The sequence below is a fragment of the Paenibacillus sp. 276b genome (genome assembly GCF_900107875.1).
Lineage (GTDB): Bacteria > Bacillota > Bacilli > Paenibacillales > Paenibacillaceae > Paenibacillus > Paenibacillus marchantiae.
Genome location: NZ_FNRR01000001.1, coordinates 2,247,415 through 2,271,183, shown reverse-complemented (window position 1 = coordinate 2,271,183; position 23,769 = coordinate 2,247,415). Strand labels below are relative to the sequence as shown.

At 45.4% G+C, this 23,769-nt stretch carries 19 protein-coding genes and 1 tRNA gene; 18 read left to right on the top strand and 2 right to left on the bottom strand.

Translation table 11 applies throughout. From position 1 onward, the window contains the following. Nucleotides 1-14 precede the first annotated feature (14 nt). The 6 genes from BLV50_RS09655 (at nt 15) to glnA (ending at nt 6,358) form a co-directional block, all read left to right on the top strand. Nucleotides 15-578, top strand: a complete 564-nt coding sequence (locus tag BLV50_RS09655; protein WP_076289087.1) for a ribonuclease FAU-1 family protein — start codon at nt 15-17, stop codon at nt 576-578. A gap of 109 nt (nt 579-687) precedes the next feature. After that, nucleotides 688-1,659 (top strand): AAA family ATPase, encoded by a 972-nt coding sequence (locus tag BLV50_RS09650; RefSeq protein ID WP_024630469.1) that lies wholly within the window; start codon nt 688-690, stop codon nt 1,657-1,659. Between the two features lie 119 nt (nt 1,660-1,778). Continuing rightward, nucleotides 1,779-3,065, top strand: coding sequence for a GTPase HflX (hflX, locus tag BLV50_RS09645; RefSeq protein ID WP_024630468.1), 1,287 nt, complete (start codon nt 1,779-1,781; stop codon nt 3,063-3,065). 84 nt (nt 3,066-3,149) lie between these two features. Then, nucleotides 3,150-4,403: a methionine gamma-lyase family protein gene (locus BLV50_RS09640; protein ID WP_064637107.1), complete on the top strand. Its 1,254-nt coding sequence runs from the start codon at nt 3,150-3,152 to the stop codon at nt 4,401-4,403. Nucleotides 4,404-4,486: 83 nt separating this feature from the next. After that, the gene (locus BLV50_RS09635) at nt 4,487-4,900 is read left to right on the top strand and encodes a MerR family transcriptional regulator (protein WP_063563200.1); all 414 of its coding nucleotides are present in this window, start codon (nt 4,487-4,489) and stop codon (nt 4,898-4,900) included. A gap of 129 nt (nt 4,901-5,029) precedes the next feature. Next, nucleotides 5,030-6,358 carry a type I glutamate--ammonia ligase gene (glnA, locus tag BLV50_RS09630; protein ID WP_063562869.1) on the top strand — a complete coding sequence of 443 codons (1,329 nt, stop codon included), beginning with the start codon at nt 5,030-5,032 and terminating at the stop codon, nt 6,356-6,358. A 211-nt stretch (nt 6,359-6,569) separates the two neighbouring features. Here glnA and BLV50_RS09625 read toward each other — a convergent pair. After that, nucleotides 6,570-6,647 (bottom strand) — tRNA-Pro (locus tag BLV50_RS09625). 625 nt (nt 6,648-7,272) lie between these two features. Here BLV50_RS09625 and BLV50_RS09615 point away from each other — a divergent pair. After that, nucleotides 7,273-7,797, top strand: coding sequence for a hypothetical protein (locus BLV50_RS09615; RefSeq protein WP_090807234.1), 525 nt, complete (start codon nt 7,273-7,275; stop codon nt 7,795-7,797). 624 nt (nt 7,798-8,421) lie between these two features. Here the strand turns inward: BLV50_RS09615 and BLV50_RS33775 are convergent. Then, nucleotides 8,422-8,619 (bottom strand): helix-turn-helix domain-containing protein, encoded by a 198-nt coding sequence (locus tag BLV50_RS33775; RefSeq protein WP_177031152.1) that lies wholly within the window; start codon nt 8,617-8,619, stop codon nt 8,422-8,424. 597 nt (nt 8,620-9,216) lie between these two features. On the opposite strand from BLV50_RS33775, the gene BLV50_RS09600 reads away from it, so the two are divergent. From BLV50_RS09600 to BLV50_RS09550, 11 genes are all read left to right on the top strand, one after another. Beyond that, nucleotides 9,217-9,555 (top strand): hypothetical protein, encoded by a 339-nt coding sequence (locus BLV50_RS09600; protein WP_090807228.1) that lies wholly within the window; start codon nt 9,217-9,219, stop codon nt 9,553-9,555. A 296-nt stretch (nt 9,556-9,851) separates the two neighbouring features. After that, nucleotides 9,852-10,313, top strand: a complete 462-nt coding sequence (locus tag BLV50_RS09595) for a hypothetical protein (RefSeq protein WP_090807226.1) — start codon at nt 9,852-9,854, stop codon at nt 10,311-10,313. Further along, nucleotides 10,314-11,372: a hypothetical protein gene (locus BLV50_RS09590; protein ID WP_090807224.1), complete on the top strand. Its 1,059-nt coding sequence runs from the start codon at nt 10,314-10,316 to the stop codon at nt 11,370-11,372. Nucleotides 11,373-11,531: 159 nt separating this feature from the next. Then, nucleotides 11,532-11,990, top strand: a complete 459-nt coding sequence (locus tag BLV50_RS09585; RefSeq protein ID WP_254790253.1) for a DNA polymerase III subunit gamma/tau — start codon at nt 11,532-11,534, stop codon at nt 11,988-11,990. Continuing rightward, nucleotides 11,951-12,319 (top strand): hypothetical protein, encoded by a 369-nt coding sequence (locus BLV50_RS09580; RefSeq protein ID WP_090807222.1) that lies wholly within the window; start codon nt 11,951-11,953, stop codon nt 12,317-12,319. Before BLV50_RS09585 ends, BLV50_RS09580 begins: the two co-directional genes overlap by 40 nt. 64 nt (nt 12,320-12,383) lie before the next feature. Further along, nucleotides 12,384-17,648 (top strand): hypothetical protein, encoded by a 5,265-nt coding sequence (locus BLV50_RS09575; protein ID WP_090807220.1) that lies wholly within the window; start codon nt 12,384-12,386, stop codon nt 17,646-17,648. Nucleotides 17,649-17,706: 58 nt separating this feature from the next. After that, nucleotides 17,707-18,327, top strand: a complete 621-nt coding sequence (locus tag BLV50_RS09570) for an S-layer homology domain-containing protein (protein WP_090807218.1) — start codon at nt 17,707-17,709, stop codon at nt 18,325-18,327. Nucleotides 18,328-18,330: 3 nt separating this feature from the next. After that, nucleotides 18,331-19,374 carry an S-layer homology domain-containing protein gene (locus BLV50_RS09565; protein ID WP_090807217.1) on the top strand — a complete coding sequence of 348 codons (1,044 nt, stop codon included), beginning with the start codon at nt 18,331-18,333 and terminating at the stop codon, nt 19,372-19,374. A 14-nt stretch (nt 19,375-19,388) separates the two neighbouring features. Then, entirely contained in the window at nt 19,389-22,877 is a 3,489-nt protein-coding gene (locus tag BLV50_RS09560; protein WP_090807215.1) for a peptidoglycan DD-metalloendopeptidase family protein, read from the top strand. A gap of 85 nt (nt 22,878-22,962) precedes the next feature. Then, complete coding sequence (locus BLV50_RS09555; RefSeq protein ID WP_090807213.1) at nt 22,963-23,379, top strand: hypothetical protein; 417 nt, start codon at nt 22,963-22,965, stop codon at nt 23,377-23,379. 3 nt (nt 23,380-23,382) lie between these two features. Further along, nucleotides 23,383-23,769: a Low copy number virion structural protein gene (locus BLV50_RS09550; protein ID WP_090807210.1), complete on the top strand. Its 387-nt coding sequence runs from the start codon at nt 23,383-23,385 to the stop codon at nt 23,767-23,769.

Genomic DNA, 23,769 nt, shown 5'->3' with positions numbered 1-23,769 from the left:
AAAGAGGGGTTCGTATGAAACGGAAATTCGGGGACCGCGCGAACTGGCGCCGGATTACGAACCGACAATTTACATGCCGGTTCGTTCAATCCAAAATTTTTACGGGTTACATTACGTTGTATACAATACAAGATTTGAAAGAGCCTTTGTGGAAAACCTATGGAGGAAGCACCTTCTGCATTGCGGATAAAGGTTATTCCTGGTTGCAGTATTATCCGAAAGGCGAGCACTTTGTTGTTACGGCCATGTTTGACGATCAGGAGCGAATTGTTGAATGGTACATTGATACATGCCGCAGCCAGGGCATAACCGATCAAGGTGTTCCGTGGTTTGATGATCTGTATCTGGATGTCGTTGTCCTGAAGGATGGAGAAATATTTTTGCTGGACGAAGATGAACTTGAAGATGCTCTTTCACGTAAGCACATTACGACGGGGGATTATGATCTGGCGAACCGGACAGCCAAGGAATTGTTGCATGCCATTGATGCTCATGTGTTTCCGTATTTCCAACTGTCCTTGAAGCATAGACAAACCTTGTTTGAGAATGGGGAGTTCAGAAAAAATATTCAGATTTAAGTCATGGAAAAGTCGCAGAATTCTTCGCCATCCTTCTAATATTAGAGCACCTGATAGAATACATTAATAATCAGGAGAGTTCAGCCCGATAAAATAGAGGTGATGGCGAATGAACGGACGGGTCATGGCTGCAGGAGGGCAACCGGGAGGCAGACCATCCAGACAAATTAATGTTGTTTTGCGTAACCAGGAACCTCAGATGCTGGTCAAAGAAGAAGAGACGGCAATACAAGCGGCAAAAGGTTTAGCCAAACATGCGCATTTTCAGGAGATTCAAGGTGAATTGGAGCAGCTGGTTGGACTCGAAAATATCAAGGATTTAGTATTTGAAATCTATGCTTTCTTACAGATTGCCCAAATGCGTACCGAAGCTGGACTGATAAGTGGGGCGCACGTGTATCATATGATTTTCAAAGGCAATCCGGGAACCGGAAAAACAACGGTAGCACGAATCGTTGCGAAGCTGTTTCAGAAGATGGGTGTATTGAGTAAGGGTCATTTGATTGAAGTGGAACGTGCAGACTTGGTCGGGGAATACATCGGGCATACGGCACAAAAAACGAGGGATTTGGTCAAAAAGGCATTGGGTGGAATCTTATTTATTGATGAGGCATACAGTCTGGCTCGCGGGGGCGAGAAGGATTTTGGGAAGGAAGCTATCGACACACTTGTGAAGTCAATGGAAGATAATAAGAATCAATTTATCCTCATCTTGGCGGGATACTCGGAAGAGATTGATTTTTTTCTGCAGACGAATCCCGGATTACCTTCCCGTTTTCCGATCCAGGTTGAATTTCCGGACTATAGCATTGATCAATTGATTCAAATCTCCGAGATTATGGCTAAGGAACGTGACTATATTCTCATGCCACAGACCATACTCAAACTAAAGCAGCATCTGCTTCAGGAAAAAAATGAATCTCTTCATGCGTTCAGCAATGCCCGATATGTCCGAAATGCCATTGAACGATCGATTCGCCATCAGGCAGTTCGACTATTGGAACAGTATACCCAGGGAAATCCGGGAAAACTAGAGCTGATGACCATCCGCACAGAGGATTTGAAGTTTGAGCAAAAGTAAGCGATAATATAATTTTTAACGCAGCCGGCCGGGTTAACCGGTTCGGCTTAAAGCATGCCATGGAACCATGGTGGCACAGAATATATGCGGAAACGTAATAGAAGGAGTGAATATACACGATGACAAATGGAACACATGATACAGATATGGTGAAGAAGGATCGCGCCGTGTTGGTGAGTCTGGTTACCGATGAGGTCAAACGTTCGGGTATTAACCCGGAGTACTCCCTTGAGGAGTTGGTAAAACTGGCCGAGACGGCAGGCGTGGAAGTGCTGAGTGTATTGTCACAGAACCTGAAAACCCGGGACACCAAATGGTTCATTGGTAAGGGGAAAGTGGAAGAACTTCGTGCAGTGGCTGAGGAAATGGGAGCAACAACAGCTATTTTTGACCAGGAGCTGTCCGGTGCTCAAGTTCGTAACCTGGAAGAAGCGTTGGATCTCAAAATTATTGACCGCACCCAGCTGATTTTGGATATCTTTGCGCAGCGCGCCAACACAAGAGAAGGTATTATCCAGGTTGAGTTGGCTCAGTTGAGCTATTTGTTACCACGTTTGTCGGGTCACGGAAAGAATTTGTCCAGACTTGGTGGCGGAATTGGAACGCGGGGTCCAGGTGAAAGTAAACTGGAGACGGATCGTCGACATATTCGTGGCCGCATAGATGACTTGAAGCGTCATTTGGAAGAAGTGACACGTCATCGCAAGCTGCACCGGGAACGTCGCAAGAAGACGGGGATCGTTCAGGTAGCCCTTGTAGGTTATACGAATGCGGGTAAATCCACCTTGCTTAAACAATTAACGGCCGCAGATGTGTATATTCAAGACCAGCTGTTTGCCACACTGGATCCAACCTCACGGACGATGGAACTGCCAAGTGGTAAAGAAATCGTACTCACAGATACGGTTGGGTTTATACAAAACCTTCCTCATGATCTGATTGCGGCTTTCCGGGCAACGCTGGAGGAAGTGAATGAAGCGGACCTTATATTACATGTGGTCGATGCATCATCTGCAATGCGTGAAGACCAGATGAGAACTGTACACACGATTTTGCAGCAACTGGGTTCAGGGGACAAGCCTCAATTGGTATTGTATAACAAAAAGGATGCTTGTACACCGGAGCAGCTTGAGATGCTTCCTTTGGATAAAGAACATATCAAAGTGAGCGCTCTAGATGCAGATGACTTGCTGAAAATTCGTGAGCTTATCCAGGCTGAATTGACTGGCGCTACCAAACGGTTCCGTATTCCGGCTGAGCGTGGCGATCTTACATCTGTACTTTACAAAATAGGCGATGTTGTTGAGACCACATTTGAAGATAATGATGTAATTTATGAAGTGGAACTGCAAAAAGGCGAATATGAGAAATTCGGTTATTTACTTGAAGATTTCATACAACTGTAACATCGATGACATATTTGTATGATAAGTTGACACGATAATTGATGTTTGACGTCAGATTCGTGCTATGAAGGGGAATGAAGCAAGATGGCAAGCTTTGATTCAGAGATTATTGAACTTCAACGACAGGTTGAACGTCAGATTGAGGGGCAATTGCAACAGATTGACCGGATCACCGATCATAACCAATGGAAAGTAATCAATGCTTTTCAGCGTAGAAAAGTCAGTGATTTTCACTTTGCGGGTTCAACGGGGTACGCTTATAACGATCGCGGGCGTGAGGTGCTTGATGAAGTGTATGCCGATGTGTTTGGTGCAGAGGCGGCACTGGTGCGTCCCCATTTTGCATCAGGTACACATACTATTGCTACAGCTTTGTTCGGTGTACTTCGTCCAGGTGACGAGTTGTTGTACATTACGGGTAAGCCCTATGACACATTGCATAAAGTCATTGGCAAGCCTGGTGATGGAACAGGATCATTACGGGATTTCGGAATTGGCTATCAAGAGACGGCTCTGTTAGAAGATGGCGGAGTAGATTGGGCGGCGGTAGAGAAAAGTATCAATGCAGCGACAAAAGTCATTGGTATTCAACGCTCCAGAGGATATGATTGGAGATCTTCCTTCTGTATTGAAGAAATCGCTGATATGGTTACACGTGTAAAGGCGATCAAGGAAGATGTCATCATATTTGTGGATAACTGTTATGGTGAATTCACGGAGGAACGTGAACCAACTGAAATCGGGGTAGACCTGATGGCAGGTTCACTGATTAAAAATCCTGGTGGAGGTCTAGCGGAAACCGGTGGATACATATGCGGGAAGGAAAAGTACGTGCAATTGGCTGCCTATCGTTTGACTGCTCCTGGAATTGGCGGTGAGGTTGGCGCGATGTTGGGAACAACTCGTGGCATCTACCAAGGACTTTACATGGCTCCGACAATTGTAGGACAGGCCATTAAAGGGAGCACATTCGCTGCGGCGATGTTTGCTGCATCCGGATTTGTAACCAAACCGGCATGGAACGAGATGCGTACAGATCTGATTCAGGCTGTTCAATTCAGTTCGGCCGAGCATTTAATTGCCTTTGTGCAAGGAATACAGCGGGCTGCTGCAGTAGATAGCCATGTAGTTCCTGAACCTTGGGACATGCCGGGTTACGAGCACCCTGTCATCATGGCGGCAGGTACGTTTATACAGGGTGGAAGCCTTGAATTGTCGGCAGATGCGCCTATCCGTGAGCCTTTTATTGGCTATATGCAGGGCGGTTTAACGTACTCTCATGTTAAATATGGCGTTTTGATGTCATTACAGACCATGAAAGAACGCAAATTATTGTGAGTTTATCTAACACATCATTGACACTTAGTAATAACTAAATGTACAATAGAGTGAAGAATAGATGACTGGAAGGTTGATGAATGATGGGTGACGAAATTCGCAGAAATATGGCCTTATTCCCGATAGGTATTGTAATGAAACTTACGGATCTGTCCGCGCGTCAGATTCGTTATTATGAGCAGCACAGTTTGATTGTTCCTGCGAGAACGTCAGGTAATCAGCGTTTGTTCTCTTTCAATGACGTAGAACGATTGCTGGAAATCAAGGCTCTGATTGAAAAAGGAGTTAACATTGCAGGCATTAAACAAGTGATGAATCCTGTATCTAAAGAGTCAGAAGAAGCGACTGTTATTACAGCCGATACGGAAGTGAAACGTAGAGAACTATCGGACTCCCAACTACACCGTCTGCTTAAACAACAACTGGTGTCAGGTAAGAGACCTGGACAAGTATCTCTCATCCAGGGAGAGCTTTCCCGTTTCTTTAATAAAAAATAAGTTCGTATAACCTCGTAAGTCAGGGGAAATCCTGCTTTTGGGTAGGAGGACTCCTTGACCCATGCAATATTCTAATGTACAAATATAACAGGCAAGCCAAATACGCAGAGAAGAAAGGGAGAGGGTATCGTGAGTTTTACTAAAGAAGACATACTACGTATCTCAAAAGAAGAAAATGTACGATTCATTCGTTTGCAATTTACCGATTTGCTTGGAGCAATCAAAAACGTTGAGATCCCTGTGAGCCAGCTTACTAAGGCTCTGGACAATAAAATGATGTTTGATGGATCTTCCATTGAAGGTTATGTGCGTATTGAAGAGTCCGACATGTACCTCTATCCGGATCTCGATTCTTGGCTGATTTTCCCTTGGGTAGCCGAGAACCGTGTTGCTCGACTGATTTGCGACGTATATCTTCCGGATGGTAATCCGTTTCCAGGAGATCCGCGTGGCATCTTGAAACGAAACCTGAAAGAAGCCGAAGAAATGGGATTCACTTCCTTCAACGTCGGTCCTGAACCAGAGTTCTTCTTGTTCAAAACAGACGAAAAAGGAAACCCGACTAATGAACTGAATGACCAAGGTGGATATTTCGACCTAGCGCCTACGGATCTTGGTGAAAACTGTCGTCGTGACATTGTTATCACACTTGAAGAAATGGGCTTTGAGATCGAAGCTTCCCACCATGAGGTAGCTCCAGGTCAGCATGAGATCGACTTTAAATATGCTGATGCTCTAAAAGCAGCAGACCAGATCCAAACGTTCAAACTCGTTGTTAAAACGATTGCACGTCAGCATGGTCTACATGCTACCTTTATGCCGAAACCACTGTTTGGTATGAACGGTTCCGGTATGCACTGTAACCAATCCTTGTTCCAAGGCAAAGTGAACGCATTCGTAGACGAGTCGGACGAGCTGGGTCTGAGCAAAACTGCACGTCACTTCATGGCTGGAACTTTGAAGCATGCGCGTGCGTTTGCAGCAATTACGAACCCAACTGTGAACTCATACAAACGTCTTGTACCAGGTTACGAAGCACCTTGTTATGTAGCTTGGTCTGCTAGTAACCGTAGTCCAATGATCCGTATTCCAGCTTCCCGTGGTCTGAGCACACGTGTTGAAGTACGTAACCCGGATCCGGCTGCGAACCCTTACCTTGCCTTGGCTGTTTTGCTGAAAGCAGGTTTGGATGGAATCAAACGTGAGCTGTCCTTGCCAGCTCCGATTGACCGTAACATCTACATCATGTCAGAAGAAGAGCGCGTGGAAGAAGGCATTCCAAGCTTGCCAGCTGACCTGAAAGAAGCATTGAACGAATTGATCCGCAGCGAAGTCATCTGTGATGCTCTCGGCGACCACGCCCTGGCTCACTTCTATGAGCTGAAAGAAATTGAGTGGGACATGTACCGTACACAAGTCCACCAATGGGAACGCGATCAATATATCACGTTGTACTAATTCCCCAATCCCTTGCGCCACATGGCGTGAGGGATTTTTAGTTATGCACTAATCTTTACTTCACAAAATAAATGAAGTTAAGATTAGTGCATAACTAAAAATGAACATAAAATTCCATTAAATTAAGAGAGCATACGGTCGAAAAGGTTGGTAACGCACTAACATCTACGGTATTTCACGCCGCCGCTAATCTATTTCAGCTACTTCCCGATGGTCGGAGTGGCAGGACTTGAACCTGCGATCTCTTGCTTCCAAGGCAAGCGAGAACTCCAAACTTCTCCACATCCCGATATGCTAGTCTTGACGGGAATTGAACCCTTGAGAAGCGGCGTATGAGACCGCTCTGAGAATCAACACTCGCCCCCGCATTGGCACGGGTCCGTATGTGTCACCGCATATTTAACTCTAGCAACCCCCACATAAGTTCACAGCCTTGAACGTTTACTATTTCGCCACGAACACCAAGTCTTTCACACTAGTCAATTTCGAGAATCGTCAGTTGGCTTGCACATGATTGATATGTACGTCTAGGAGTGTACTTTCTAGTTAAAAAAACTTTTTCAAGTATTTCACTAGGTTGCTCCTTACATTTTCAGCAGTCGAGCCATCTACGTGAAAGGTTGCGTCTAGTACGTACAAAAAGTTTAAGTACGCACAAACCTACCTATATTGGTAAATGAGGTGGTCATATTGAAATGCGGTTGCGGAAGGTTTATTACGCAGAATGCAAAGGCTCTAGCCACTATCTATGAGACGGAAGGCAGTAAATGTATCCACTGTCTATCGGATACCTTGAATGTTCCTTATCAAGAGTTAGTGGATAGGTACATGGGAATTTACGAGTGCCGACCTTGTGCTCAAGATAAGAAGAAAGCGGAGATACGGAGAAAATTACTTGGACTAGGAGGATAACAATGAAATACCTGAAATCAGGTTTTACCGCCCCATCGGTGAAGAACTTGAATGTACTATTACTTAATGATTTGCATATCGGGTCTGAAGCCGCAGATATTAGGTTGCTTAATAGAGCAATTGACTTCGCCAAGACTAATGAACATAACATTCGTATTCTACTGAACGGTGACTATATTGAAGGAGTCATAAAACTCAGTAAAGGTGGAATATATATACAATATATGTATCCAAGAGAACCAATATATTTAGTAATGGACAAGCTTGAGCCTGTAAAACCTTTGAACGTTACATATTGTGGGCGTTGGCACAAGGAATTTAGTAAACCAATCAAGAGATTCGCTATTGACCCGTACAATGGATTGGTTCGAGAAAAGAAGCGTTGGCTGGTTTGCCGAAATACGATTGTCAACACTGCGGAGTACGCAGTGCGTGACGGCTTTGAAGAATCGTTCCCATCTCAAGCACACTTGACTCTTTCTGGTAAGAAGTCGAACAAAGGGATTGACGTAAAGTGGATTTGCTAGTCAAGTGCATGAAGTGCGAGTTCAGGTACGTCACAGATAAAGCAAGGGAGAACTTTGTTGCCGAAGGGCTTCAAGGAGAACCCCTGCTTTGTCTCCATTGTATCGGTAAAATTACAGGAAAAGTCATGAACCGATATGGCTACTTGGTCTTGCCTGAAGAGTTAGATGATCCTAACCAACGGATGCAAGTTCTGCCAAAAACACTCACTGGCTGTAGACCGTGTATGAAGAAGAGAGGGTTATCGTGATGAAAACAGAGAGAATCTACTTGAGAACAACTCCAGAGAATAAAAAGTATTTGCAGGAGGTGGCTGACTACTATTTTGAGGGGAAACCTGTCTGCCGTTTTCGAGTTTATGATTGAACGTTTTGATATGCACTTAGAAGGGTTGGATTGATATAGCTGAATTTGCCGATTCGGAAGAGATGCACAAGTACAAGCAGGGACAAGACCCTGAGTTTCCAGAGATAATGTCATCTATCGGGCATCGTGGGAAATCAACCCGAACATCAAATGGGAAGACTTGAACATGGACTTTGCAAAAGACCCTGAAGAACTGGAACACTGGCCAATGCCTTCCCTCTTGGGGGCATCCAGAAACTAAAGACAAAGCCACAGGCAACTTACGCCGTGGCTCTGTTTCTTTGGATATAAACGTAGACCGGTAGTCCGCAATCCTCCAAAGCCTGTAACGATATGACAACTGTTTTCCTGCTCAGTTTAGTCAGCTTTACGATTTCATCTTGCAACGGAAACTCCTTCCTACCATCGCTCAGAAGCTTCGTCACAGCAGGGTATGTGGTAATAGCCGAAGCATTCAACCCTCTCTCGAATAGGTCAGCCGCCAGTAAATCCCTCTCATTTTGTGGGTAGAGACATTATTCACAAGATTAGTAGATTATATAAGTGTTCATATATTACTTTTTATATAATATTTAGCTCCTTGCCCCCAGATACGTACTGCATGTTATGTCTGAAGTGTACAGTTTACCATTCAGGTCTGAATTGTATGGTTTACCATACAGACCCATATGAAATGTAAAAAGTGCATTTGTTGTGAGTTCTGTATTGTAAAGTTTACACCGTATAAAGAGATATAAAAGATTAAGAGATATAAAAGAAAGATATATAGAATAATAAAACATAGGCAAGAGGTAGTGAAAATACTCACTGAGTAAAACTATAGCAAAGCTTGGCGTTACCCTGCGGGTCACGCTATTTGTTTTTAAAAGCTTTCGGTTAAAGCGAGACTCCACCTACCTATAATGACTTGTGACAAAGATAGAAAGGTGGTAAGAAGTTTGGGATGCTGAAAGAACATGTTTACCCGCCTGAACACAAGTCTGGTCAGAAATTAGTGGACGACTTTTTACTTGGTTTGAATTATTACATATCACAATGAGGGGAGCATTTTAACAATGGCAGGAACAACAAACAAACGGAAGAGGACTCCTAAAGCCCCTGAGAAAGAGACTGAAACGGTTAGCCTAGATGGATTGGAGGGCGGCGTAGTAGCAGAGTTTACCCAACAACTTTCTATCATCGGTCAGTTCATTTATAACGCTCAAGCAGAAGATACCACCTTGATTGTCGAGAACTTGGGCTTCGGAGATATCTATGTTAGTGACAAGCCGAATCTCCGAGTGGGCAATGAAGAGCAACGTTTGCTTTTCAAGGAGCAAAGGGCGTTCAAGGCTCGGAAGCTATTTATGACTTCGGGTAGCCAGCCTGTGGCATCCATTATCGAAATCAAGTAAAGAAAGGGCAGTTGGGATGGATGGTCATCGATAGAACACATACCAGCCACTTAGCTACTAAAGACCATATGGGCAGTGGGTAGACTTGGGCGACAACATCCATGAATCCAACGTCAGGAGCGCTCCTAATAGAATGAAAAAGAACCATTTAGGTAGAGATTCCACCGTCTCACTGTTCGAATATAGCCTTAATGAGTCCATTTCGATGGTGGACAACGCAGTACACAGGGTGGTTAGAAATATACCCATTTCAACTTATATTGGTATACGAAGCACTCATAAGAGGATGTGATGATATGGGAAAGATCAGCGTCTCTGATATTTACGCCTATATTCATTCCACGCTTCGTCATGACCCTGAGATTTTTGCCATGCTAGGGCTGGCGGCAGACACTTCTCTGGAAGATTTGGGAACGAAGATTCAGAAGAGGAAGAAGCCGAAGGACTTAGTTCAGCACAACTTGCCCTTGATTACGTTCTACAAAAATCCCGGCGCAAGAGGCGAAAATCACCTTGAGTATAGGTTCATCGTTGACTTCGATATCTATACACAGGATGACGTGGAACTGGCAGTGAACATCGCTGACCGTATTTGCCAAATTTTCGACGTCCAATACTTTTGGATGCCAAAAGGAAGTGTGTTCAAGGGTGAGTATGTCACAAGTGCTGAAGACGACATCGACCTAGAGAACACCTACAAGTATTTCACCCAAATATGCTTCACCATTGGGATAGATGAATATAAGGAGGTTTTCTGAATGAGTAAGATTACTAAGAACAAAAAAATGTTGATTAAGGGTGCTGGTAAGTTCATGGCGAAAATCCCGAACTGTGACGACCTCGTTACAATCGGTACGCTGAACAACATGCGTCTGGATATTCAGCTGGACATGCAGGACATTGAGGGCGGTGACTCTAGCGTAGCACTGGATACGTTGCTTCGTAAGAAGACAATTGATATCACAGCGGAATCCGCTAAGTTCGACCTTAACCTTGTACGTTTGGCTACTGGCTCGAAACTCCGTGAAGGAATTTCTGGTTCGGCGTACAGCATGATCACTGAGACCTTTGTAGTCCCTTCCGCTTCTCCGTATCAAGCGAAACTTACTCAAGTCGCTCTTGCTTCTCCAACACCTAAGTCTTTCGAGGGTGCAGTGGGCGGCGCTGACCTGAGTACAGATGTTACAGTAACGGGTCAGGATGTCGTATTCGATATGGCGCTGGCAGGTAAAACGGTTGTTATCGTTTATGCTGCGGCACTGGCTGGGATTACACCAGACCCTGACGGCTTCGTGTGGGTGCTGGAAGAAAAGCATACGGTTAAACAGAACGGCTCAGACTTTACTGTTGATCTTGTGTACGGAGCATCCCTGAACGTTGACCCTCAGATTTCTGTTCGTACTCTGCAAGGTAACAAATTGCTGAAGAAAACGACTAGCTCTACTCCTACTGAAGATCAGTACGTCGTAAGTGGCGGCATTCTGAAGTTCAACTCGGCACTCAAAGATGTAAACATTTACGTCAACTACAAGCGGAACGAAGTTGTTGATATTCTCGATATCACAACCAAAGACATGCCGTTGACAGTACACGTTGTTCACGATGGTCAGTTCGAGCAGAAGGACGGTACAATCCAAGGTTATCAAACGGAGTTGTTCCAATGCCGTGTGAAGTCCAACTTCACTCTCGACGCACAACGTCAACAAGCGTCCACGCATAGCGTAACGCTGACTGTAATCGACCCTGAACGTCCGGACGGTAAGCTTGGTTCTATCAAGCGTTACGAAGTTGGTTCTGTATCTGCGGAAGATTGCTAATCACTAGACTCCCTTCGGGGAGTCTTTTTACATACCTAATGTTAGAGTCTAGGTTTACTTACTTAGAATGTTCTGTGAGTTGATTGCAGGGACTTCCCCCGCTCTGTGGTCAATTCGATTCACTTTTCTTGGGGGAGAAATATAAAGGGGGCTATTAAAATGAGTGAACGAGATTTAGTTATCCCAAAAGCTGGCGGCATCGCTGAAGAAGTAGCCAGTCAAGTAGAAGAGCAGACTCCACAGGTAACAGCTGAAGAAGAGAAGAAGCCACTGACCCAAGAGGAAGCTGACATTCGCGAGAAAGTATTCTTCGAGACAGATGAACAGGTTCGTTTACGTGACGGTAAGACTTATTACATCCCACCACTAGGGTTGCTTGATGCTCGAAGATTGATGAAGAGACTTAATACGATTGATTCCGGTGTAATCATCGCTAACCTTATCCCTGAAGATGAGGAAGATAGATTTGAAGAATTGCTTGAAGTACTCCTTATGGCATTTAAGCCATATTACAAACACATGACGGTCGAGCATCTTGGCGAGTACGTTGATTTGGAGACGGCTAAACAGATTATCGATTGCATGATTGGTCTCAATGGACTAAAAAAGTCCATGTAACCACTCAGGAAGAGGAAGAAGACTATGACAGTCAGCCGCCTGTCGATTGGGCTAACATCTTCTTCAAACTTGCCCACTACTGCCACTTGAAAAAGCATGATGTGTGGCAATTAACCTTACCTCAGTTAGGTTACTACTTGGAACAATGCAACGAACACATTCAGTTTACTATTAAGGTTTCTACCATGTCGCTTGGCGGCCTGTTCGGCGGAAGCGTTCCTGCTGGTGATTCAACCAGTGAAGAGGAAGTAACAACTGACGGTAAATACGTGAATGGTTATAAAGTAGCCGATGCGGAAGACATGAATTTCCTTGCACAGCTATTATAAATCCTCCTGCTCTGCTTCCTTCTAGGGAGGGGCAGGAGTTTTATTTTATGAGGGTGGTGAGACTATGAATAACAAAATCCAAACTGACGTGATTTTAGAGTTGCAGAAATCCATAGATCATATGGCTCGATATGGGCAGGAGATGGAAACTCTCGATTCTCGTTTTGGTAGATTGGAGCAGCGGATTGACGCAATGCGTTCGTCCCTGTCCGGATTGCAATCGCAGGTATCACGTGGGGCTGGAAGCAATCTCCGTCAGTCATTGACAAATGAACTCAACAATCTCATCGCAGGAAACGGGATTGTTCTTGAGCAGTTAGGTTCGGCTGGCCTCACAGTTAAGCTTGAGACTCTTCAAAGCATCTTGGGCAAAGTAGAAAATGAAATCAACGAAGAGTTGCGTACGCACGTTCGTAACATGCACATTGAAATCGACCCTAACTACGCCGGCGGGCAAAAGCTTCCTATCAGTAAAGATGACTTTAACGAGATTAATAAAGAAGTAGCCAAGGTCATCAAACTGCAAATTCATAACCTTGTCAGTGCTATCCAGAAGCAAAAATCCAATCTGATGAAATCGGAAACTCTTGACCGTTTACAGATTACGATTGGCAAGGAAACGGTTATGGCTTTCGTCAATAAAATCAAACAAAAGATTGTGAGTATGCTTCAGAACCCTGACGTAGCCGATGCCGGCGACATGAAAATTTCCAAGGCAGATTTGAACAAGGTAATCAAGGATGCTAAGGAAAAATTGTTGAAGGCACTAGAGGTTGAAATTCCTGACATGAGCGGAATGGAAGTTGCGGACAAGGTAAAGAGAATCCCTAACGAACTTGAACAAAGCCTGAATGAATACGTTAACAAAACCGTTGCAGGCATTAACACTGCAATGGCGGGCAAGATGCAGATTCCATTAGGCGACCTAAGCAAGAAGGTCAAGAAGATTCTTGCTCAGGAACTTGACACTACGGTGGACAAGCTGGAAGCGCTTGGCACGGTCGATTTAGGCTCTATTCGCGGCGCTGGATTGAAGGCTCAACTTGAACGAGTGGCAAAGGCTCTTGACAAGAAATTGAGCAACAATGTTCAGGAAGAGATTGACCAATTAATAACGGCAATAAATGATGTGCAAATCACCCCTGAACCTAAGCTGAAGCCTCACCTCATGAATCAGATTAACCGCATCAACAATGCGTTGATTAACAAAATCCGTGAGCAGGTAAATGTTCAGGTGCAGTCGATCATCCAAGAGATTAATAAGGTTCAATCCGGACCAGGTGGACTTAACAGTGATACTCAGATTCGGAATGCAGGAGGACTTGGCCTTTCTACTCCTCGTTCTGGTTCATCTTCTTCTGACAGTCAAAACAACGGTGGAGGAACTGCATCCAAAGGAGGCAGTAGCAGTGAAAAGGATAGTGGGTCGGGAGCGGTTAACGCCGAAGCTGTACAAGGGGCAATCATTAACATCATACGTCAAAGAATTTCGGGAGCCTTCGATAATGCTCTCATGATGGCGATGTCTAAAGCGGTTGAGGCGTTTAAGAATATTCAGCCTGAACAGATTAAAATGATGCGGAACTTGAAGCTGAAGGACGAATACAACCAAGACAAAGACGGCAACCCTCTTGAAACGACGAACATGGCTGGCGTGGAGAGTGCGGTCAGTGATCTGCAAAACTTTATCAGACAGCAGTCTATGTTTTACGGCACGGATTACAAACAGCTTTATCAAGTAGGTGGCATGGCTTCTGGTTTGCTTGATGACCCTGTAGAGATGAAGGAGTTTGTCCGCGTAACTGCACAGTTGAATGCACTGGCTCCTGGAAGTAGTCCTGGCAATATCGCCAATGGTCTTGCCTCAACGAAGGCTCAGTTTGGACTTGGGGTGGCTGATCTGGAGGATAGAATCGCACAACCTTTGGCGGTTGTATCCGACGTGACAAAAGCAAGTATTGAGCAAATTATTGATACACTGAAAAGTTCAGGTTCCAAAGTTGACCCTGAAACGTCAATCGTTATGGCGGGTACAACCCTCCAAGCAAAATCACTTGAAGGGGCGAATGTCAGTAACTTCTACAACTCCATTCTGAACAGATTACAGTCTCCTAGTGCACTGAACAAGATGGATAAATCACAGGTTGATCCATACTTCGGCGAAGACAGTGCAGAAGTAGCCAACAGACTTCAATCTCCTGAAGCTATGAAAAAATTGCAGGAACTGGGTCTAGCGAAAGTTGATGATACAGGAGCAAAGATTCTTGTTCCAGCGGAGGAATTGTTTAAGTCTATTGCCGAGAAGTTGTCCGGTGCAGACAGCTCTACCGTCCGCAATACCAATGATGCTTTGTTTGGTACGTACCAATCCTCCAAAGGTGCGGCTACGATGCACGAAATTATGAACACGTTCGTTAAGGTCATGGAGGTTAGTGGAAACTTTGATAAATCTAAATATGAGAACATGGTTAAGTCATCTGTAGACAACCCACTCGTCAACACTAAACGGGCAGGGCAAAGCATAACCATTGCCTTTGATGCTCTTGTTCAGGAGATGACCCCTACCATCAATAAAGTGTCCTACGCACTTATGAACATGGCAGAAAACGTGACTAAGAATGCTCAATTGTTCGTCAAGTTAGGAGACGTGTTATCTAACGTATTGCTTGGGATGATGCTACTTAAGGGAATCAAGTGGGGAGCCGGGAAGATTGGTGCTGACTTTAGACCCAACTTCGAGAGAGAGACTGCACGCACTGCATTTCTAAAGAACGTATCGGGCATGAATGTTGATAATTCTATCAAGAACATGACCCGTAAAGAGGTCGGGGAGATGCAGAAAGACCCATTACTTAATGGTTATTTACGTGATCTGAACGGATTGACGGAAAAGCAAAGCGACCATTTTAAGAACTACCTGAAGTCTAATAACATAGAGGTTAAAGACTTGCCGACTCTATTTAGCACGATGGACGAAGCTAAAAATTGGGAGCCGAATAAGGAGTTGACGGATGCTGAAAAATTCGACCGGACGAAGCAGTATAACAGCCGCTTAAGTACCCGAACTGAATTGGCTTCCGTCATTACCCCTAGCCTCCTGACCACCCTGAACAGTAGCACCGCCAATCAGGGGGTGTTTAATGCACACAGAGCAAGTGATACCAATTACTCTGACTTGTCCAATAGGATGTCCCAAATGTCACAAGGAGATTTCCAGGGATTTGAAGACCACTTGGTGGACAGACAGCGAAACGGCTTACCTCCGATTGACGATATCCAAAAGCTGAGTGCTGCGATGGATGATTACGAGAAGACCCAGCGGGAAGCCGCTACTTCTGCTCGACAAGCATCCCCTGCCTTCGGAGATCTGTCCAACGCTGTACGAGGCATGAACTCTGGAATGTCTTCTACAGCATCCCTCAAGAATGGGTTCAAACAGTTCTTGAAGGATATTCCAGACTTGGGCAAGGGGGCTCTGGCTTCTGTTAAAAACTTGGCGGGAGGTATCGCTAAGATGGCTATGGAGATTGCCGGGGCAATCGGTCTCGCTCAAGCGGCCAAAGGATTGACAGAGTCTTACCTGTCAACAGATGACGAAAGGTTACTTGCTCAGGCTGACGACCGTGACAACGATCTGAAAGGCATGGCTAACACGTTTAACGCGCTTGCTGAAGGCGGTTGGGCTAAGAATCGGAATAACTTGATGGGGCTTTTCTACTCTGCAAAGAACGGAATATCATCCTTTTTCGGTGGAACTCCATCCGACCTCGGTGTCTTTGAAGCCCAAGGTCCGCTTCACAATCCTTTCAAGACTAAAGGATACAAACCGGAGGACCTTGGCATGATGGGCGAGATAATGAATTATTACAAATTCTCGGGAACTGGTGAAGAATTTTCAAAATGGCTCAAACAACGGGAAGCCAGCGGCGGACAGACAGTAGAGGAAGCCGTTGCTGAGTTTAATGCAAAGTCTGGACGTGCTGCAGAAACAGAAAAAATGCGACAGAAAGCCATTAGCAAGCAGTACGAAGCAACAAAGCTTAAAGAGGCAGAGGATAAGAGAATTCAAGAGAATGCGGAGAAGGAATATGACGAGAAGTACAAGGAAGGTGCAGCCCAGTTCTCTTCCATCGACTCTGGCTCTGTTATAAGCCGTGTCTCTGACCGTATCAATGAGATTAAGGACACCAGTCAAATTGACACGCTTCGTGCGCTCATGGGCGGAATGAAGACTGATTCCGACGAGTACATTGCACTGCGTAAGAAGCAGACTGAATCCATGCGTCAGGTATTGAATGAAGAACTGGCTATCATTGATAAGTATATCGCCAACGCCAAGGCGGTCATGGACAGCGCTGACCCTGAGTCGCAAGAGTACGCCGATGCTAAAGCTGCTTATGATAACCTTACTTCGACAAGAGATAAAGTGGCATCCGAAGGGGAAGTTGACATTCTTCAGCAAGAGTGGAACACAAAACAAGAAACGTATCAAGGTCAGGTTCGTAAGGTTAACACCAGCTTGTCTCGCATTGACCTTATTGCTCAAGCAAAAGAATTGGCGGCAGCGTACAACATGGACACTCAGTCTCAAGAATACTTGGACACCATGAAGAAGATTACACTGAATAAGCTATCTCAGATGAAAAATGAGCTGGCAAACCTTCAAGCAATCCAAGCCATCGGAGACCTTTCCGAAGACCAGGCAACGCAGGTATTACAGCTACAGAATACAATCGCCAATGAGCAAGCCCTGATTAAAGAGTACAACCTTGCTTCCATCGGAATTGGCAGGGCTAAGATTCAGGACAACAGTTCTGACCGTGAGAATGAGTTACTGGAACTCAAGCTACGAACTGGAAACCCTGATGACTCCTCGCCGATCCTTCGTAACAAGCGGATTGCCAATGCCAAGGAAGAGGTATCTGAAATCAATCAAGTCATTGCCGATCTGAGAGCTAAACTTCCTTCGGCGGGAGCGGACGAAACAACTAAGATTAACGCCGAAATCCGAGACTTGCAAAAGCAATCTTTACAGACTCAGTTGGGTATCCTGGATGAAATGAAATCCACAGCGGGAACGTTTAACATGCCTAATGGAGTAAGTTCTATGAGCCGCTACGAGTACCTTACCCGTGGCAACACTCACAACACGACAACCATTGGTACAGGGGATGTCACCGTCAACATCACGCTTCCTAACATCACCAACGGTATGACAAACCGCCAGTTGCAACAAGTCGGACAATCCATTGGACAAGGCTTGTCTGTCGGTCGGGTAGGAAACCTTCGTAGCCAGCAGGCTATGAATCCTAGCAATTATAGAAGTTAGCAAAACCACTCCCCGTCTTATAATGAGATGGGGAGTTATTTTATAAGGAGGTACGACCATGACACAACAAAATAACCTCTTGTCAGAGGATTCGGTATATAAGAAGAAACTGTTTTACGACAACGGAGTCCACTTTATTCAGGTCAAAGCAAAGCTGATTACGGAGTACAAACCACCGACGCCTTACCTGAAGACCCATGTTAACCAGACCTTGGCATCTTCTGCGGGGCTTATTCAGAACGGAACGTCTCATTATAACGCTACCCTAACCATGCTGTTTTATTCTAAGAAGGAATATGCCGACTGGCTTCAGTTCATCGGCTCTCAACATAAGTATTACGACGAGAAGGGTACAGTTTACATCGGCATCGTGACCGGAGAACCCGATATTAAAACCGCTGAGATGGAAACGAAGTACATCGTAACCATCGGCATGTCTCTCGTCCGCAAGCAAGATTTTGAGTACAAGTACATGACAGAGTTCATTGATATCGAAAATCATTGGGCAAACAAGTATATCGACAATATGCAGCAACTTGGACTTATCGCCACGAACTGGGAAGCAGACGGGGAGTCTGTTGTTTACTTCCGTCCGGACGAAGCGGCTACAAGAGCAGAATCCATTACGTTTCTTATGCGGACGTACCGACACGTAGACAAGTTGCTGAGGGGGTACTAAGAAATGAAAAGATGGATTGACGTAGATCCGCTGGATTGGTATTACCGTGACACACTTGAGATTACCCGTATGAGAACAGATTTGACGGGTGACGTAGAGGTCTTAAGTGGTATGACGTACAACGTGTTCAAAGAAGGGTACGAGCGAATGGTCAAGCGGTTTGTGACCGTAAGCGGACAGCAAGAGTTTCTTGTACCTGATTACAAATACCACGTGAACAATCCGGTGTTCGTCATCGTGAACGGGGTGGAGGTTCTTCCTGAGAAGGTAGAGAACGGAAAAGTAACCATGACCAACCCGCTGTCGGCGGGCATCGAAGTCGTGGTCATTGCTTATGGCATCCCTGACCGGAAAGATATCGGGTGTGTCAATACCCCTTACAATAGAGTAGGCGACTACCGGATGCCACACGCAACCCTAAAGTATGCTTCAACATACCATTTCAGCTACAGCAACCAACCGGAGTCTTGTACAGTCCTTGGCGTGAAGCTGAAGAGACTTCTCGTTACCGTTGGCGCAGGAAGTGATGCAGGCGTGGTCATCCGGAACGCGATCGGATTTCAGCGTGATGTGTTTGTCATTCATAAGGGTGAAGTTTACTTGCCATACATGTACAATGGCTTCCCTGCTGTCATAGGGTATAACGCCGTAATTAAAGGGGTGAGTAGACGTACAAGTGAAACGGTCGTTGTGGAATCAGGGCGGGTGACATACAACGACAGATTTTTCGGTGACGTTCGTATTCGTCGCGGAGACTTCTTCGCACTCATGAGCCGTATTTACGAGAACCTGCACAATCGGTACACCGACCGTGCGTTCGCATACAATGACACGCCGCTGAGGCCGATTGTGGATAAGGATGTTATCCTTTCCCAATGGTACTCGAACGATGTACTGACCCTCTTGGATGAAAAGTTCCATGACGGGTGTTATGTGTTCCCACTTTATGAAGATGGTAAGTTTGAACCAGAAGCGTGTATCACAAGAGCGGAAGCCGTAACCTTCCTCAACAGATTTATCGAGTGGATTACGGAGAAATATAGATAAGGCAGGTGGCTGAAGTGGCTTATGTATCTAACGTTAACTACCCTTCAAGGCAGTTGCTACAAGGCATCATGGAGCGTGTAAACGCGCTAGGGAACGAGCCGAAGGTAATCGTAGAGTTGGACAAAACATCATACGTGCGGGGCTTCCGTAGAAAATACGATGCAGTCCAGTATGTGGTAGACAGTGCAGTGAATGATATGCTATCCATCGACAAAGCGGAGAAGATTACGAACTACGTTGACGGTACGCTGGTTGATACCAGCACCGACCTGAGAAACGCAGACTTCTCAATGCCAATAAAAGCTAGTTCAACGATGCATGGGAAGGAGAATGGGGAGCGTACCATCAACGGGATGTATATCACCGATTGGTTCGAGACAGACCCTCGCTGTTCCCGTAAGAAGCATAAAGGGATTGACCTTGACCTTGCGATGGACGACCCTGTTTACGCTGTGTGGGCAGGTACAGTAGCCATCGCCAGCACCTTAAGAGGGTACGGTAAAGTCGTCTACGTTAATCACGGAAACGGGTGGCAGACAAGGTATGCCCACTTAAACAAAATCAGTGTCAGTGTGGGGGATAAGGTTAACGCAGGTGGTCTTGTAGGTCTTGGAGGTAATACCGGACACTCCATCTCCAGCGGTGGCGGTGACGGAACACACTTGCACTTTGAAGTACGATTTAACGACGTAGCACAGAATCCTGAACCATACCTTCGGGGCAAGAAAACTATTCAGACAGCAAGCAAGAAAATTGACCCAAGGAACATTCAGGATGCTTCTGTTCTAATGGACGCTCCAGGAGTAATGGCAGACTCGACCTCCTACGTGGAATACAACATGGAAGCAACGGCATATGTAGCAGACTGCCCTGGCTGTATTGGAATCACACGGGGCGGTACAGACGTACGGACATGGAAGAACTGGAAGATTATTGCGGTAGATCCCTCTGTCATCCCTTTGAAGAGCAAAGTGGAACTGATTGTCAATGGAACGAGTTGGGGAGAGTATCTTGCAGATGACACGGGCGGGGATATCAAAGGCAACCGAATTGACATTCTTTATGATACGAAGGCGAATGCCCTCAAGTTTGGAAGGCAGCCCGTTGTTGTACGAGTCAAGTCTTGGGGCGATGGTAAACCAAGAACGGCAGACTCGACTGGAGATGCCAGCATCGACAAGGAAATCGTCACGTACCAATACAACAGGACAACCACTAAACAAACTTACTTCAAGGAATTTACAACCAAGAAGACTACACTTGATGTCAAGAAGTACACAGAGACAAACGGTGCAGTGCAAATGACTGTTGTTGATGACAAGACTTCGATGAACGTCCTCGGATTTAACGGAACGGGCGGGGCGGGCCAGGCAAAGACTCTGGTTTTCGAGCACGATTGGTTTAAGGCAGGAAACCTTGGCTGGGCATACTTCTCTGACCTTGAACTGGATGACACGATTATCGTCACAGTTAATGATTACGAAGTAGTGCGTATCAACGGGGTGAGCGCTAAAAACGGAGTGGCATACCCACCTTCCATACCGATGCCAAAAGGACATAACGTGGTGAAATTCACTTTCGCCAATTCCTCGAAAGCATCGAGAGGAAAGTTCGGTATCTTGTGGCTCAGAGCGAAAGAGTTTGATGTAGAAACCGTTGAATCGAAGGCAATGTGGGACTTTGAAGATGGAATGAATAGTGCCAACAACTGGACTCCGTACAGCACGGTTGTACAGAAGGACAAAGGAGATTACCAAGCAATCTCGACCAGCGGAGGTGAAGCAGGTATCGAGCGGCTAGGTAAAATCAAGAAGTTTCCGTTTACGATTAACTTTAGCCTGAAGACAGCGGCGGGTACCAGCGGTAAGTTAGTTATTAGTGATGGAACGAAGGGGTTTCTTCTAAACATCAAGGATGACCAAATTTATACATCTGGTGGCGGCACGTTTAAGCTAAACACGACTTCTGATTTTATCGAGTACACTGTAGTCTGCCATGACCAAACGGATATCGATGTATATGTGAAGATAAATGATGTCTGGGTTAACACCGGAATTCGTGGGGCGGCATTCGACTATCCGTACCAAAGCAGAATTCTGTTTGCAGTGACGGATGGAACGATGTATCTCGACAGTGTGAAGTACGCTGCCAACGACTATGCCATCGAGCAACTAGCTACTGCCATCGGTGACACGTATGACGAGAAGTGGTATGAAGTTGGGGACTTCGTTTATGAAGACATGTACACCATTGAGAAAGATGTAATGAGTTGGGAAATCAACACCCACCTTGATACGACTATTAGTACCGCACGGCTAACGCTGGACAACTCTTCCGGTATTTATTCTCCATCTTGGGAGCGTAGATCAGAGTTCCCTGACTCATTTAAGACTGACAAGTCTCCGTTGAGTTATTACGAAGAAGGGGAACTGCGACATGTTATTAGCGAGTACACTCCAATCAGGATCTATGCGGGATACGGGGAAGAAGTTGTCCGTATATTCACCGGAATGATTAAAGGAGAGATTACGGAGAACTCTGACGAGAAGACCGTCTCGTTTAGTTGCGTGGACAGGTACGACATGCTTGAGGAATTTATCTTCTACAAGCCTATGCAGTACCCGCCGGAAGAAGCTTATGCAGGAGATGGCGGAGCGTTCTCTTGGATTAAATCAAGCATCGTAGAAGACATTGTTGTCCATGCAGGCATGAGCACTTGGAAGTTCCATTCGGAGGATATGAGCAACCCTGACTACGTGATTGAGGACACAGTTTACATCGACGTGAACAAAGGGAAGAACACCTTCATGAAATTCAACAAGGAGAGCGGAGAACTTGAAGCCGTGACTCAGGAGAAAATTATGGAAGTAGGCGGCTGGCAGAATCCGTTCGTGGCAAGTGTATCCTTCCCAATAGGTACGAACGCTTCAGATGCCGTACAGTCCCTTATTCAAGATATTCCTTACCGTGCCTACTGCGACAGGTATGGGACGTTCCGAATGGAGAAGATGGACTTCCTCGATTCACCAGACTGGGCTATGGTAGCGGGCATGAAGTGGGAGTTCATTGATGGAGAGAATCTACTGGAAGTTACTTCTTCTACGGATTACTCCCGTGTCAGAAATCACTTGATGATTTCCGGTACAGCGGGTATCGTGGAACACTTCTTCGACAAGTCTCTGATTATCGCTACCAAGGGTAATATCCGCACGGCGGGCGCTCAGTTGGACTGGATTGAAGAGATAGACGGAAACTCCTTGAGAGACTTGAAGGAGGACGTAGCCAATAAGATTTTCTTCGATTACAAACGTCAGGCAAGGACGAAGAATGTAGTAGTCAAAGGTAATCCATTAATCGAACTGCTTGATTCTGTTTACGTATACGATTCCAAGACGTTCACTGCCAATTATTTCTTGGTTAAGGGGAACAGAATCGTCGGAAACAGTGATGGAATCCTCAACTACCTAGAGTTGACATGGCAGTCTTTATCAGAAGTAGGATAACCACACAGGCAGGGAGCACTTACGCTTATGGCGCTAATTGTTCCCTGCTTTTTCTTATAATGCTGTAGAAGGTGAGGTGTATACTTTGGACACTAGAAACTTTGTAAACTCGAATGAAATCTATCCCATACTCGATTTAATTCGTAGGGAGATGAAGAAGTCCGGTCTGTACACTGGCGGCGATGATTTAACTGTCATGGATGCACTGGTAGAACCGAATGTAATTAACGTGGAAGCCCGCAGAGAATTGGCGGGGTATTCTGCTCTCGTAACCTCTGTGGTATACACATACGATAACGGTATGATTGAAGTCCTGACCCTTGAGAGGGATGCAAATTTAATAGTGGAAGGCTTCCTGATAGAGATTACATATCCTTCCTTGGTCAATGAGGAATTAGAAGAAGAAACGGATATCGCATCTTTTAGCACTGTTAGAGGGACTATTATTAGAGAGAACGGATTATTTAAGAATCTGGAACTCGAATATATTAAGGCGGTGTAGTGAATGTCTAGCGGAGCAAATTTTGCAAGTTATCTGGTTGGCGGTAGACTCGACCTTCCTTTTATGCCTACCAAAACGAACCCGTACATTGAAGGGATTATGATAGAGTCCCAAATGGCGGGTAAGGTCGAACACAAGCTGACCATTCAAGAGGATTGTGAGTTGCTTTCCGTTGCAGTTGGCGTATCCAACTATGAAGCAAGGGACTATTGGAACTTGTACGTAGGGGAACGACTGGTGTGTAAGAACATTTACACGAAGGATTTACCGGAGGGTATGTACCTGACGGCGATTATCCCATGTAAGCAGGGAACGCAGCTTCACTTTGAGTTCTTCAATGAGGGCGGCAAGCCTAAGGTAGTATGGGCAAACTACCAAACTCTCAAATAG

Coding starts and splice junctions, on each gene's coding strand:
- BLV50_RS09655 (WP_076289087.1), top strand. CDS start 15: ATGAAACGGAAATTCGGGGACCGCGCGAACTGGCGCCGGATTACGAAC.
- BLV50_RS09650 (WP_024630469.1), top strand. CDS start 688: ATGAACGGACGGGTCATGGCTGCAGGAGGGCAACCGGGAGGCAGACCA.
- hflX (WP_024630468.1), top strand. CDS start 1,779: ATGACAAATGGAACACATGATACAGATATGGTGAAGAAGGATCGCGCC.
- BLV50_RS09640 (WP_064637107.1), top strand. CDS start 3,150: ATGGCAAGCTTTGATTCAGAGATTATTGAACTTCAACGACAGGTTGAA.
- BLV50_RS09635 (WP_063563200.1), top strand. CDS start 4,487: ATGGGTGACGAAATTCGCAGAAATATGGCCTTATTCCCGATAGGTATT.
- BLV50_RS09615 (WP_090807234.1), top strand. CDS start 7,273: ATGAAATACCTGAAATCAGGTTTTACCGCCCCATCGGTGAAGAACTTG.
- BLV50_RS09600 (WP_090807228.1), top strand. CDS start 9,217: ATGGCAGGAACAACAAACAAACGGAAGAGGACTCCTAAAGCCCCTGAG.
- BLV50_RS09595 (WP_090807226.1), top strand. CDS start 9,852: ATGGGAAAGATCAGCGTCTCTGATATTTACGCCTATATTCATTCCACG.
- BLV50_RS09590 (WP_090807224.1), top strand. CDS start 10,314: ATGAGTAAGATTACTAAGAACAAAAAAATGTTGATTAAGGGTGCTGGT.
- BLV50_RS09585 (WP_254790253.1), top strand. CDS start 11,532: ATGAGTGAACGAGATTTAGTTATCCCAAAAGCTGGCGGCATCGCTGAA.
- BLV50_RS09575 (WP_090807220.1), top strand. CDS start 12,384: ATGAATAACAAAATCCAAACTGACGTGATTTTAGAGTTGCAGAAATCC.
- BLV50_RS09570 (WP_090807218.1), top strand. CDS start 17,707: ATGACACAACAAAATAACCTCTTGTCAGAGGATTCGGTATATAAGAAG.
- BLV50_RS09565 (WP_090807217.1), top strand. CDS start 18,331: ATGAAAAGATGGATTGACGTAGATCCGCTGGATTGGTATTACCGTGAC.
- BLV50_RS09550 (WP_090807210.1), top strand. CDS start 23,383: ATGTCTAGCGGAGCAAATTTTGCAAGTTATCTGGTTGGCGGTAGACTC.